The organism is Rufibacter sp. JT20002, assembly GCF_056491185.1.
Genome location: NZ_JBSZJY010000002.1, coordinates 779,183 through 791,841 on the forward strand (window position 1 = coordinate 779,183; position 12,659 = coordinate 791,841).

At 46.3% G+C, this 12,659-nt stretch carries 12 protein-coding genes; 2 read left to right on the plus strand and 10 right to left on the minus strand.

All coding sequences use genetic code 11. The features are described from left to right. Complete coding sequence (hisG, locus tag ACW9SV_RS12775) at positions 1–852, minus strand: ATP phosphoribosyltransferase (protein WP_479557156.1); 852 nt, start codon at positions 850–852, stop codon at positions 1–3. Positions 853–1,328: 476 nt separating this feature from the next. On the opposite strand from hisG, the gene ACW9SV_RS12780 reads away from it, so the two are divergent. Continuing rightward, on the plus strand, positions 1,329–2,138 hold the full coding sequence (locus tag ACW9SV_RS12780) for a DUF2911 domain-containing protein (protein WP_479557157.1): 810 nt from the start codon (positions 1,329–1,331) through the stop codon (positions 2,136–2,138). A 134-nt stretch (positions 2,139–2,272) separates the two neighbouring features. Here ACW9SV_RS12780 and ACW9SV_RS12785 read toward each other — a convergent pair whose 3' ends face one another. From ACW9SV_RS12785 to mnmA, 4 genes are all read right to left on the minus strand, one after another. After that, complete coding sequence (locus ACW9SV_RS12785; RefSeq protein WP_479557158.1) at positions 2,273–4,729, minus strand: TonB-dependent receptor; 2,457 nt, start codon at positions 4,727–4,729, stop codon at positions 2,273–2,275. A gap of 11 nt (positions 4,730–4,740) precedes the next feature. Then, on the minus strand, positions 4,741–5,397 hold the full coding sequence (gene rpe / locus ACW9SV_RS12790) for a ribulose-phosphate 3-epimerase (RefSeq protein WP_479557159.1): 657 nt from the start codon (positions 5,395–5,397) through the stop codon (positions 4,741–4,743). Between the two features lie 300 nt (positions 5,398–5,697). Beyond that, the gene (locus ACW9SV_RS12795) at positions 5,698–6,414 is read right to left on the minus strand and encodes a hypothetical protein (protein ID WP_479557160.1); all 717 of its coding nucleotides are present in this window, start codon (positions 6,412–6,414) and stop codon (positions 5,698–5,700) included. 17 nt (positions 6,415–6,431) lie between these two features. After that, positions 6,432–7,538, minus strand: coding sequence for a tRNA 2-thiouridine(34) synthase MnmA (mnmA, locus tag ACW9SV_RS12800; RefSeq protein WP_479557161.1), 1,107 nt, complete (start codon positions 7,536–7,538; stop codon positions 6,432–6,434). A gap of 283 nt (positions 7,539–7,821) precedes the next feature. Here mnmA and ACW9SV_RS12805 point away from each other — a divergent pair, with 283 nt between their 5' ends. After that, a complete protein-coding gene (locus ACW9SV_RS12805) occupies positions 7,822–8,442 on the plus strand; it encodes a phosphoribosylanthranilate isomerase (RefSeq protein WP_479557162.1) in 621 nt (206 codons plus the stop codon). Between the two features lie 231 nt (positions 8,443–8,673). On the opposite strand, the gene trmB is transcribed toward ACW9SV_RS12805, so the two are convergent. From trmB to ACW9SV_RS12830, 5 genes are read right to left on the minus strand one after another with little or no spacing between them, the layout of a single operon-like run. Beyond that, on the minus strand, positions 8,674–9,327 hold the full coding sequence (gene trmB, locus ACW9SV_RS12810) for a tRNA (guanosine(46)-N7)-methyltransferase TrmB (RefSeq protein WP_479557163.1): 654 nt from the start codon (positions 9,325–9,327) through the stop codon (positions 8,674–8,676). 3 nt (positions 9,328–9,330) lie between these two features. Then, positions 9,331–10,623: a bifunctional folylpolyglutamate synthase/dihydrofolate synthase gene (locus ACW9SV_RS12815; protein ID WP_479557164.1), complete on the minus strand. Its 1,293-nt coding sequence runs from the start codon at positions 10,621–10,623 to the stop codon at positions 9,331–9,333. Positions 10,624–10,634: 11 nt separating this feature from the next. After that, positions 10,635–11,531, minus strand: coding sequence for a hypothetical protein (locus ACW9SV_RS12820; RefSeq protein ID WP_479557165.1), 897 nt, complete (start codon positions 11,529–11,531; stop codon positions 10,635–10,637). A gap of 7 nt (positions 11,532–11,538) precedes the next feature. After that, the gene (locus tag ACW9SV_RS12825) at positions 11,539–11,952 is read right to left on the minus strand and encodes an ExbD/TolR family protein (RefSeq protein ID WP_479557166.1); all 414 of its coding nucleotides are present in this window, start codon (positions 11,950–11,952) and stop codon (positions 11,539–11,541) included. Positions 11,953–11,956: 4 nt separating this feature from the next. Then, positions 11,957–12,658, minus strand: a complete 702-nt coding sequence (locus ACW9SV_RS12830) for a MotA/TolQ/ExbB proton channel family protein (RefSeq protein ID WP_479557167.1) — start codon at positions 12,656–12,658, stop codon at positions 11,957–11,959. Position 12,659: the final 1 nt, after the last annotated feature.

Genomic DNA, 12,659 nt, shown 5'->3' on the forward strand with positions numbered 1-12,659 from the left:
TTACCCAATCATCTTTTCAATAGGAACCACTAAAATGCCTTCGGCACCGGCTTCTTTCAGCTTTTGTATAATGTCCCAGAAATCATCTTCATTTACTACAGAGTGTAATGAACTCCAGCCTTCTTCTGCCAAAGGAATGATGGTGGGTGATTTAATGCCGGGTAGCAAAGGCTTGATTTGCGGTATAGCTGAGTTGGGAGCATTCAGCACCACATATTTTGATTTTTGCGCTTTCTGCACCGCTTCCATTCTGAACAGCAGTTGCTGCAACAGTCGGTTCTTTTCAGCATCCAAGTTTTGGTTGGCTATCAGAACTGCTTCTGATTTGAAAACCGTTTCTACTTCGCGCAGACCGTTGCTGATAAGCGTAGACCCGGAAGAAACAATGTCACACACTGCATCGGCTAAACCAATACTAGGCGCTATTTCTACTGAACCGCTAATGGTATGAATGTCGGCCTGAACTCCTTTAGAAGTTAAGAACTCTTGCAGCAGGTTAGGATAAGAGGTGGCTATGTTTTTACCCTGCAAGGAAGTGACATCGGTGTACGTATCTCCTTTAGAAACCGCTAAAGAAAGACGACACTTGCTGAAACCAAGGGTTTTGACGGATAATTCCTGCAGACCTTCCTCTACAAGCACGTTCTGGCCCACAATGCCGATGTCGGCCACGCCGTCGGCTACGTAGCCTGGAATGTCGTCATCGCGGAGGAACAAGATTTCAAGGGGAAAATTGGTGGCTTCGGTTTTGAGTTTGGAAGAAGCACTGATGAAAGAAATGCCGCACTCCCGGATGAGTTTTAGAGAATCATCTGAAAGGCGCCCGGATTTTTGAATGGCTAACCGGATCATATAAGGTATGGTTGCTTTGGTAAGCGTGGTTAAGAAAAACAAAGATAGTAGCTGAATCGCGGATCTCTTAGAAAAGCGACAACTTATATGGGGCCCAGCCCCGAACGGACGATATGATGCTATAATTCCTCCTAAGAGGAATGATGGAAAAGATGGCAATGCACCCCGTGCACCGCGATTGCGGCGTTAGAAAGGGAAATATTTTTATAGGTGCTGCTCATAATGTTGGCCAAAGGTAGTACGTTCTCTTCAATAACAAACAGGAATGGTCCTTATTTTGATTTGATTTCTGAATATAAAACAGCGATATTTGTATTTTACAATATTAAAACGGTAAAAGTATATATTAATGCTTTTACAAGTGTTAATTTAAGCTGGTATTAAAGAAAAAGGCCCAAAACAAGATTTAAAGAATGCGTAAATACCTCCTAGCTATTGCTTTTCTTATTATATCCATTTCTTCTAAAGCCCAAACTTTGCTTAAGTTACCACAAGCAAGTCCAAGGGCAAATCTTTCCTATACCATCGGGGTAACCGACGTTACTATTAACTACGGGGCTCCTGGGGTAAAGAACCGTGACATTTGGGGAAAATTAGTGCCTTACGGGAAAGTGTGGCGGGCAGGCGCAAATGAGGCTACGTCAATTACTTTCAGCACGGAAGTGCGCATAGCCCAAGAAAACATTCCTGCCGGAACCTATCTCCTTTTTGTTTTGCCTGTTGATTCCACCAATTGGACCTTCATCTTAAATAAGCAAAAAGGCCTTTGGGGTACCGATGGCTATGACCCTAAACAAGATCTAGTACGAATTCCCTTTGGACCACAGGCATCAGCTTTTCATGAAACTCTGCAGTATTCGATGCAAGACATTACCCAAAACAGTGGTAGGCTGACGTTGAACTGGGCAAATAAACAATTGGCAATTCCTATCAGAGTAGAGGCGCACAGCCAAACCATGAAGCTTATCAAAGATTCACTTTCTTCTGCTAAACCCACCGACTGGTCTGTGTACGCCCAAGCTGTTAATTACCTCATCCAGCAGAATGCAGACCACCAGCAAGCCTTGGATTGGGTCAATAAGTCCATCAACATTGAAGAGAATTTTTATAACACCTGGCTTAAGGCCAAATTACTGGCTCAGAAAAACGAATACGCTGAAGCATTAGAACTGAATAAAAAAGCCCAGCGATTAGGCAAGAAGTCAATAGAGTCTTACCAAGCTTACGCTACTGAAATTGAAGATGCAGCTGTTCTTTGGAAAGAAAAGCGTTTTGCAGTCCACTAGATATTATTTGTCTTAACCCTTTAAAAAGAGAGGCCCTTCATTTAAGAAGGGCCTCTCTTTTCATGTTCACTTTTCCCTTAGGAACCAGTAAAGGCTAAGAAGCAAATTAATCTCCCCTGCTTTAAGGCTGGTTTCTATAATTTGGCAATAAAACGAAGGTTGATCAACCTACCCGTTAGGTAGTTCGGCACAGCGTACGTAATGCCGTTGAAATCCCGGACGTAATTGTAGGAGATCACATTATTAGCGGCAATCAGGTTCAAGACTTCAAGGCTCAACCACAGACTTTTCAAACCGAATCCTGAACTATTTTCCGTTCCTCTGATGGTAATCAACTTGGAGAACCCAATATCCACGCGTTTGTAAGAGGGTCCCGGGAACCCGCTTCTTAAACTCAAATTGCCGGAAGGACTAAAGGGTAAACCGGTACTGAACACCATGTTCAGGTACATCCGCAAGGTGGGGTTATTAGGCAAATGGTCTTGAAAGAACACCCCTACATTCAGGAGTTGGTCGGTTGGGCGCCGGAGGTAACCTCTTGCTTCTTTGTTAAGTATTTGGCCGGTTTCTGGGTCTCTGATGATAGTGGAATCTCCAACTAAGTTCTCCCTGGTCCTCAAGAGCCCTAAACTGAACCATGACTCTTCCCCTTTAATGAATTCACCGTTCACCCGCACATCCACCCCCATGGCATAAGCTGTGGCATTCACCTCAGGCAGGTACCTGATGCGCATGTTGTCCTGGTCATAAGGGATCACTGAAGGAAGGTATTTATAGTAGGCCTCGGCGGTTAACTTGAAAGGCCTTCCCCATTTCTTAAACCTGTATTCTGTACCCGTAATGAAATGCCACGATTGTTGGTTAGAAACACTGGTGAGGAGGTTGCCTTGGGAAGTACGTAACTCGCGGTAAAGTGGCGCCTGAATGTACAAGCCGGAAGCCAGTTTAAACGACAAATCTGGAAAACGGGGAAACTGCACCGCATACTGTACCCTGGGACTAACCGCTAGCTGTTTGTTCACCGACCAGTAATGGAACCGCAATCCATAGGTCAGCGATTTCAGGGTGTCAATATTCCATTGGTGCTGTGCGAAGCCTTGATAGCGCCAGGAAGTTAGATTATGTTGGCTCTGGAGGGTATTCAGGTCAAACACATAGTCAGAAGAGTCCTGAAACGAATACTCCTGAATCACATCCTTGATGTTCTCCCGCCCGCCTTTTACCCCCGCACTGAATTGGTTTTTAGAGGAAGGGGTCCAGGTGGTTCTGAACTCAAGGGTTTGAAATGCGGCTCTTAGCCGATTACGGGAATACTCATAACGGGTACCAACGCCTCGTTCTCCCGCGCACCGGTTAAACGGCGAAACTCCGGGAGTGGGTAGCGCATCGCAAAAACGGTAACCCGATTCAAGATCTCGGAACTCCCTTTCCTGGTTGTACAAGCCAGAGTAGATAAGCTCCGTACGAAGCTCGGAGGTGAAATCGTGTTGCAACCGTAAACCGCCTTGGTACGTGGTGTATCGCATCTGCTCCTGTCCGTCATAGCCCACCAACAGGCGCATCATCTGAAACTGGTTACCGAAGGTAGTTTCCCGGGTTTCCGGCCGTACTTGGTAATTGTTGTGGGCAACATTGCCTAAGAAGCTTAGCTGGGTATTAGGGTCTTGGCCGGAGGCTCTATGCTCCTTAGAGGACAAGTCATACGTGAGGTAAGTCTGAACATCGGAAAACTTTGGACGGTAATCCCCCTGCACTTCCAGGCTGTTCAGCACATAAGCTGCAGTTTTATGACGAGCCCCCAACAAAAACCCTAATCTTCCATTAGCCGCCGTGCCTTCGGTATGAACTGATCCGCCGGTTAAGCTTCCAGACACAGAAGCCGCGAATTTAGTAGGATTCCGGTATTGGATGTCTAAAACGGAGGAAAGCTTATCGCCGTACTTGGGCTGCCAACCACCTGAGGAGAAAGTGACATCCTCCACCAGATCAGGGTTCACGAAACTGAGTCCCTCCTGCTGTCCGCTGATATTCAGAAAAGGCCGGTACACCTCAATACTGTTAACGTACACTAAGTTCTCGTCAAAGCTTCCGCCCCTCACTGAGTAACTGGAGGAAAGTTCATTGTTGCTGGTCACGCCGGGAAGCGTCAGCATGATTTTATTGAATTCCTGAAAAGGCGATGGCAGAGTTTGCGTCAGGCGGGGATCTAGCCGGGTAATACTTACCTGTTCACGGGTGTCGTTAGGGTTCCTGCCTCTAATTTTAACTTCTGTTAGCTGGCTGTTTTCCTCCTCCAGTTCCACCGTCATGAACCGAGTTTCATTGGGTAAAAGCTGAATTTCTTCACGCTTTGTTTTATACCCTATATAACTGATTGTTAACCTATACCTGGCATTTGCTTCAATCTTAAACGTAAACCTACCGCGGGCATCAGAGGCAATTGATATTCCACTTTCTTGCAGGCTGATGGTGGCGCCCACCAATGGTTTTTGCTGGGCATCCTGCACCACCCCTTCCAAATACGATTGTTGGGCCCAAGCCGGAAAATTCAACAACAAAAGGAATAAGCCACCCCAAAAACCAATCCGCATGCCCTGTAGGATTAAATGGAAAGTTGTTTCAGATCCTGAATGGTTTGCACCGGATTTTGTGAATTGAACACAAAAGAGCCAGCCACCAACACATCAGCCCCCGCAGTTAGCAGCAAAGGAGCGTTCTCCAGATTCACACCGCCGTCTATTTCAATCAAGCACGTTGAATCTTTCTGGTTGATCAAGGCTTTCAATTCACGTATTTTCTGGTAGGTATGCAGAATGAACTTCTGCCCGCCAAACCCCGGATTTACCGACATTAGGCAAACCACATCTGCATCCTGGATGATATCAGATAACAGCGAAACAGGAGTATGCGGGTTTAAAGCGATACCTGCATTGGCGCCTGTGGCTTTGATCTGTTGCAGGATGCGGTGAAGGTGCTGACAAGCCTCATAATGAACTGTGATGTTATCGGCACCGCCTTCCCTGAATTGCTCAATATACAACTCTGGATGCTCTATCATTAGATGCACATCAAGGGGCTTCTTGGCTACTTTCTTAATGGCGTGCAGCACCGGAAAACCAAAGGAGATGTTGGGCACAAAACGGCCATCCATCACATCAACATGTATCCAATCTGTTTGGCTTTGGTTCAGCATCCCAACATCTTGGTCTAACTGACCGAAATTGGCGGCCAGAACGGAAGGGGCAATTAAATGAGGCATCTGGTTATTATTTGCTTATACAAAGCAACACTTTCTGACAGCAAAAACCAATTAGTAAAACGCATTAGAAAGCTAACTTACTTTTCTAAGCTTTAGGTGAGTATTTTGGAAATGAAGGAGTAAATCTGGGTTCATTTATTCTGCTATTAACCTGCAGAGCTAAATAATATATTAATGGTTTTTAATTCAAGTAACACTTTGATCAGGATAGGGTAAGCTGGAAGTTAAGAAAGCCCATAAAACAAAACCTCGTTATGGAATCCACAACGAGGTTTCTGAAAATATTTGTTCTAAAGTTGTTTACTCTACCTTTCCGGAGCTTTCCAGAACTTCAATTTTATCAGTTCCATTCATGATGTAATCCTCGCCGAAGGGGCATTGTCCATTGGTAGAATCACTACAATAGGAGTAGCGCTTGTTGGTACGGCTCACCGGACCAATGCCAGCCGCCAACACTTCATTGCGCTTTTCAAAGTCTACCTCGGTGTCAGTAGAAGCCTGGATTAAGGTTAAGGTATTATCGTACGTTTTGCTGTTTTCAGAAAAGGCATCTCCCAGGTTAGCATACGTAAAATAAACCGGCTTCTCATGGTCTTCGTTTTTAAAAGCATTAGAAACAAACGAGTATCCATTTTTTACCGGGAACACCATCTGAACTGTGGTTTGGTTGTTTTCCTGAATGCGAAGGTCCGTAGAAGACAAAGAAATTAGTTTAACCCCGCTAATTACCCAGTTGTCCTGCGAGGTGGCTCTGCGGCTAACCTCTACCCGGTACCACTCCCGTCCGGTCTGGTCAGTGATGGTGGCATCAATTCGCTCGCGGGTCTGGTAGGAAGTTTTATCTGTTATGACATTTCGGGTGTACTTGTTCTCCGTGACATTGAAGATCCAGTAATTACCAATAGCTAAGGGGTAATATTGATAACCAACACTGTCTGGGTCTCTGGTAATTTCCTCGTCTCCGCAGGATGATAGAAAGCTGGTCAGCAAGACCACAAAGAGCAAGATCTTTTTCATATGTACTTCTGGACTTCTTAGTCTACTATAAAGCTGGTTTCAATCCATCCGCCGCCAATCACGTCATCTCCTTCGTAGAAAACAGCGGCCTGGCCTGGGGCAATTGCGTTTACCCCCGCATGGAATTTTACTAGCATTTTATCACCTACCTGCTCAATAGTGGCAGCGGTGCCCGGGTCATTGTAGCGTACTTTGGTGATGGTTTCCGTAGGCAGGCCGTGCAGGTTTTCATATTTTACCATGCTTAGTTTACCCACGTTCATCCCGTTTTTGGCAAGTTGCTCGTAATTACCCAGCACTACCCTATTCGTTTCTTTTTCAATGCGGGTTACAAATGCAGGGTAGCCAAGGGCCACGCCCAGTCCTTTCCGCTGCCCGATGGTATAAAACGGATAGCCTTCGTGCTTGCCTACTACGGTGCCGTCTTCCAGCACAAACTCGCCACCAGCTACTTCTGCCTGCAAAGTGGGAACCCTTCTCTTCAGGAACCCGCGGTAATCGTTATCCGGAATGAAGCAGATCTCGTACGACTCTGCTTTCTTAACCAGCGCGTCGAAACCACGGTCCATGGCCATCTGGCGGATCTCGGTCTTATGCAATTGCCCTAACGGGAAAATAGTGCGGCTGAGGCTTTCCTGCGAGATACCCCACAAGGCGTAGGATTGGTCTTTGTTATGGTCTTTCCCTTTGGAGATGACATAACGGCCGTTTTCTTCGCGTATGTTCGCGTAGTGCCCGGTGGCAATGAAGTCACAGCCCAGTTTATCAGCCCGGCGCAAAAGCGCATCCCATTTGATGTGCGTATTACATAATACACATGGGTTTGGGGTACGACCAGCAATGTACTCATCGGTGAAATGGTTGATGACGTAATCGCCAAATTCCTCTCTGATGTCAATGATATAATGCGGGAAACCCAACTGCACCGCAATGTCGCGGGCGTCGTTGATGGAATCAAGGCTGCAGCAGCCGGTCTCCTTTTTACTTCCCCCGGAACTGGAGTAGTCCCAGGTTTTCATGGTCATTCCCACTACTTCGTATCCCTGCTCGTGCAACAGAACCGCTGCCACCGAGGAATCAATACCGCCACTCATGGCGACCAATACTCTTCCTTTTGAACTCATTTTTTCTGAAATAAAACGGGATTCACAGTCCCGCCGAAAAATAATGCTACAAATATAGTGAATTTAAAGCGCTTTTTCTTCCGTTGGTCTTCAAGCACTTACCGTTCATCTATTCCCTAACCCTTTGAGTAAAAAATAAGTTTAACCTTAAAAAGGAATGGTTTATCTGGTGAAAACCGCTTTTTTATGCAAGCGGCTATAGGCTGCAATTAGGAAACAGATTACATTTGACACCGGAAAACGCATTTTAGTGGCGTTTTTCCATAATAAGCAACAAACATACATGGCACTTAATACAATTGTTCTAGTCAACCAGATCACCAACTTAAGCGATGCCCGCTATTGCGCCGGAATGGGCGTGGAAATGCTAGGCTTCTCTTTACAACCGGGTCAACCCAATCACCTTACCCCTGCTGCGTACAAGGAAATATCAGGCTGGGTTTCTGGAGTGAAGCTGGTGGGCGAAGTAACCGATTTGCCGGTGCAGGAATTGGAGGAGCTTTTGCTGGACTATAAAGTAGACATGCTGCAGTTAAACAGCCTGTACTTTATTGAAGAATTGGATGACTTACCTCTTCCTATCATTTTGCGAGTGCTCATTGACAAAGACACGGTAGAAGAAAACCTTATCAGTACTCTGGAAACCTATCTTCAACACGTTGAGTACTTCTTGATTGATTCTGAAGACTTCTCCTTCATAGATAACACTAACCTTCGTTTCCTTCGCGATTTGTCTAAAAAGTACCCCATCCTGCTAGGGTTTGGTCTTACCAAGGAAAACACCCGCGAAGCTTTAGATAAAATCCATCCGGCAGGCATCGCGCTTAAGGGTGGCCAGGAAATCCGCCCCGGATTTAAGAACTTTGATGAGCTGGAAGAAATCTTTGAGCAGTTGGAAGATTAAATAATGTGCCAGTGATTGTATGTCAAGAATGGCCAATCTGGTGATTCTTAGATAAAATAAAGTAAGTATAGTGTTTCTAAAAATTTAACTCCCCTTTTGGCCTGTTTTTATGAAAACAGGCCAAAAGGGGAGTTTCTTATTATAAGGAAGTAAGTCTATAAAGATAAGTTTAATGTCTGCTAATAAAGCTAAGCATCACATATAGACCTTATCTTCCCATTCATTAGCATCTCAAAAAGAGTATTGCAGGTATTTGATGGGAACACCCAAATCAAGGTACTTTTTCTCGAAGGTAGTGTAGATACCCATGGTGTGTTCCTGCAGGTCAGACTCGTATAAATCCTTAGTATATAACAAGTTGGAGGATGTACGTTCTTGGAAAACCTCCAGTGAGTAGTCGAAAAGGAGTTCGCTGTCTGTTTTGAGGTGGAGCTTTCCGCCTGGCTTCAAAATCCTTTCGTACATATCCAGAAATCTGGGCGAAGTAAGTCGGCGCTTGATGTCCCTTTTACGGGGCTGTGGGTCTGGGAAAGTAATCCAGATTTCGTCCACCTCGTTTTCACCGAAGTGCTGGTCTAGGTTCTCCAGGAAGATGCGCAGGAAACCTACGTTGTACAAACCGGCTTCCTCGGCTAAAGTGCTGCCCTTCCAGATCCGGTTGCCTTTAATGTCAATCCCGATGTAGTTCTTGTGGGGATATCTCTGGGCCATGCCCACCGTGTATTCTCCTTTGCCGCAACCTACCTCCAGAATCAAGGGCTGTTCCTTCAAAAAGAAATCCTGGTTCCAGCGCCCTTTTAATTTTTCGTAATTCTCTTTTCCCGGTTCCACCACGTTTGCCCGGGTGGCGTTTACCGCAAATTTTTCTAGCTTACCTCTGCCCATTAATTATAGTTCGGCTATTTCTGCCACCACAAAGGTACTACCGCCAATGAAAATTACCTCATCTTCCTGCGCAAAGGCTTTGGCGGCCAATATTGCGTCTTCCACTGTGGGGTACGCCGCGCCCTTGAGACCCGCAAACTGAGCCTCCTCCCAAAGCTTCTGCACCGGAAAGGCTCTTGGGATCTGGGCTTCACAGAAGTAGTACCGGTAACTTACTGGCAAGAGCCGCAACACACTTTGAATGTCTTTGTCATTCACGGCCCCGAAAACGAAATGCACCTGGGGAGCTTTTAAGGCGAGCAACTGTTTCACCACCTCAAACAACCCATCTACATTATGTCCTGTATCGCAAATCATCAACGGAGAGTGCCCTAAAATCTGCCATCTTCCCTTAAGGCCAGTCAAGCCTTGAACGTTCCTTAAACCTGCCCGCAGGTGTTCTTCTGAAATAGTAAAGCCCTTTTGATTTAAGGCATCTGCCGTGGCCAAAACGCCCGGAAGGTTTTTCTGCTGATAACTTCCAAGCAGTGAAAGCTCTAGTCTATCCAGAAGTAGGTTATCTTCTTTGTAGACAGTGTAATAAGAAGTTAAGCCCGTACTTTCAAGAAACTCTACCTTGTAAACCTGATCGGCGAAAATGAGGGGGCTGTTGGTTTCAGCGCTCTTTTGCTCAAACACTCCTGAAACGGAAGATTGGGTGGTGCTAATTACCGCTGGTACTTCTGGCTTGATGATCCCGGCTTTCTCGGCAGCAATCTCCTGCACCGTATTCCCTAACAAAGCCTGATGGTCTAGACCTATATTGGTGATCAGGGAAACGAGTGGCGTTATGATGTTGGTCGAGTCTAACCTTCCGCCTAGACCTACTTCTATGATGGCAATATCAACCTGTTCTTCCACGAAATAGTCAAAGGCCAAGGCAACCGTCATCTCAAAAAACGAGGGCTTTACTTCCTCAAATAAAGCTTGGTGCTGAGTGGTAAAAGAGGCCACTTTCTCGCGGGAGATCATTTCCCCGTTCACCCTAATGCGTTCCGTAAACTCCTTCAGGTGTGGGGAGGTATACAGACCGGTCTTGTAGCCCGCCGCCTGCAGGATAGCGGCCAACATGGAAGAGGAACTTCCTTTCCCGTTGGTACCGCCCACATGCACGGTTTTTAACTTGTGTTGAGGGTTGTCAAGCGCTGCGGTAAGGGCCAGAATGTTGTCAAGGCTCTTCTTAAAAGCAGCGTTGCCGATGCGGTGAAACATCGGCAACTGCTGGTAAAGGTACTCTAAGGCTTGTTCGTAGGTCACGAAGGTTGTCTTTAATTTGATTTCAAGATAAAGGTGATGGTTCCGGTAGCGCCATTTCCTCCATTTCCATTACTAGTACGGCTGAAAGAAGTTCTTTGCACTTGCTCTTTGTACCAGTTCACAACTTTAGGGCTAACGTTACTTTCTAAAACTTTTACACTTACCAACTCTCCGTTACCATCAATCTTGATCTGGAACTTAACCACTCCGGTCTCATTGTCGAAGGGGTCAGGTTTAGGAGCCACGTCATACCGCCATCCCGGCATGTTCAGCCCTCCGCCTCCACTTCCGCCAGTGCCTTTTCCAGGGGTTCCGTACAAGGCTCTGGAATCAAGGGAACCATTAGGATCTCCCTGGTCACCTACTTTGCCTGGGCGGTCTCCATTGTTGTTCCCAGTTGGATTGTTGCTTGTACCGTTTCGTCCATTTGCCCCATCGGTGGTACTTTTACCAGGGTATAAGGCTTTAGGTTTTTCTACTACCGGTGCAGGTTTGGCCGGTTCAGCCTTGGCGATTTCTCTTGTTGGGGTTGGTACTGGCTTTGCTACCTCTTTAACCGGAATTGAAACTGGCCCTTCATCATCAGTAGTAATCACTTTGTCCTGAGGAGCTTCAGCTACCGGTTGCTGAGGGGTTGGAGCCGGTGGTGTGGGTTGCTGTATTTCCTGCTGCTGGGCAGGTTTGCTGTCTTCTGTGTTAGTAGAAGCATTTGCACTTGCCAAGGTTTGTATATCGCCAAAGCCTTCAGCATCCAATCCATAGTTCAAGACAATCCCCTCACCTCCGCCCAAGGGTGGATTAGGCGTTTTAAAGATGATAAAGTAGAACACCGTAAAAAGCAGCACATGGAAGAGCACTGCTCCAGTCAAGGCTTTGATGCGGTCTTTTGATTCTACGGTTGTCTGCATACTTTAATTAAGAAGCGCCGCTAGGACTTTGAGTAGCCATAATCATTTTCACTTTCAACTTAGACCCAACCTCTAAGATGTCCACCAACTTCTGGACATTTAAGGATGAATCAACCCGCAACACTACTGTGGCTTTTTCAAGGTTAGAACCGGCCAATTCTTTGGAGAGTTCCACTTCCAGGTTCTCCGGGGCCACAGGACGCTTATTGATGAAGTACTCTCCAGTTGCCGTCACCGACACATTGATAGGTTCCTGCGCTACTTCTTTTGAAGATTTCGCGCTGGGGAGCAGTAATTTAATGGCGTTTGGGTTCGCCATGGTGGAGGCGATAAGAAAGAACAGTAACAGGAAGAACATGATGTCGTTCATGGCCCCTGTTTCTACGTGCGAGGTAGACCCTCTTTTCCGGCGTAGTTGCATGGGTTTAGTTCTCCTGTAGTAAGTCTGTAAATTCTAAGGCGTTGTTCTCAATCTTGTACACTACGCGTTCTACCATCAAACTCAGGTAATGGTAACCAACGTGGGCTATAATCCCGACGATCAGACCAGCTGCAGACGTTACCAGTTTTTCATAAAGACCACCGGAGATTTGGTTTATCCCGAAGTCATTAGAAACGGAGATCTGATAGAAAATCTTGATTACCCCGGAGATGGTACCCACGAAACCAAGCATAGGGGCGATACCGGCAATGATCCCCAGCACGCTGATGTTCTTCTCCAATCTTGAAATCTCCAACCGTCCTACTGCTTCAATGGAAGTCTCGATATCTTTTAAAGGTGACCCAATGCGGCGAATCCCTTTCTCAATCATTCGGCTCAACGGAGTACCGGTCTGAATGCACAACATCTTGGCTCCTTGCAGATCACCCTTCAAAACCATGTTCTTGACGGTGTCCATGAAGTTATTAGGCTCTCGGCTAGCGCGTTTGATGGCCAGATAGCGTTCAATCATGATATACACGGCAACAAAAGCGAGAATGAAGATGGGCACCATTACCCAACCGCCTCGCCAAACCATATCTAAGAGGGAGATTTCAGGGGCTGCCTCCGTGGTAGCGGCGGCAGAAGTTGCTACATTAAGTGCGGTATCGGTAGTGGTGGTAATCTGAAGAAGAAAAGCGTTCATG

What these genes read in the sequence shown, in the direction of transcription:
- ACW9SV_RS12795 (WP_479557160.1), bottom strand. Translation starts at nt 6,414, where the DNA reads ATGAAAAAGATCTTGCTCTTTGTGGTCTTGCTGACCAGCTTTCTATCA.
- hisG (WP_479557156.1), bottom strand. Translation starts at nt 852, where the DNA reads ATGATCCGGTTAGCCATTCAAAAATCCGGGCGCCTTTCAGATGATTCT.
- ACW9SV_RS12785 (WP_479557158.1), bottom strand. Translation starts at nt 4,729, where the DNA reads ATGCGGATTGGTTTTTGGGGTGGCTTATTCCTTTTGTTGTTGAATTTT.
- mnmA (WP_479557161.1), bottom strand. Translation starts at nt 7,538, where the DNA reads ATGAGTTCAAAAGGAAGAGTATTGGTCGCCATGAGTGGCGGTATTGAT.
- ACW9SV_RS12825 (WP_479557166.1), bottom strand. Translation starts at nt 11,952, where the DNA reads ATGCAACTACGCCGGAAAAGAGGGTCTACCTCGCACGTAGAAACAGGG.
- ACW9SV_RS12830 (WP_479557167.1), bottom strand. Translation starts at nt 12,658, where the DNA reads ATGAACGCTTTTCTTCTTCAGATTACCACCACTACCGATACCGCACTT.
- ACW9SV_RS12820 (WP_479557165.1), bottom strand. Translation starts at nt 11,531, where the DNA reads ATGCAGACAACCGTAGAATCAAAAGACCGCATCAAAGCCTTGACTGGA.
- ACW9SV_RS12805 (WP_479557162.1), top strand. Translation starts at nt 7,822, where the DNA reads ATGGCACTTAATACAATTGTTCTAGTCAACCAGATCACCAACTTAAGC.
- rpe (WP_479557159.1), bottom strand. Translation starts at nt 5,397, where the DNA reads ATGCCTCATTTAATTGCCCCTTCCGTTCTGGCCGCCAATTTCGGTCAG.
- trmB (WP_479557163.1), bottom strand. Translation starts at nt 9,327, where the DNA reads ATGGGCAGAGGTAAGCTAGAAAAATTTGCGGTAAACGCCACCCGGGCA.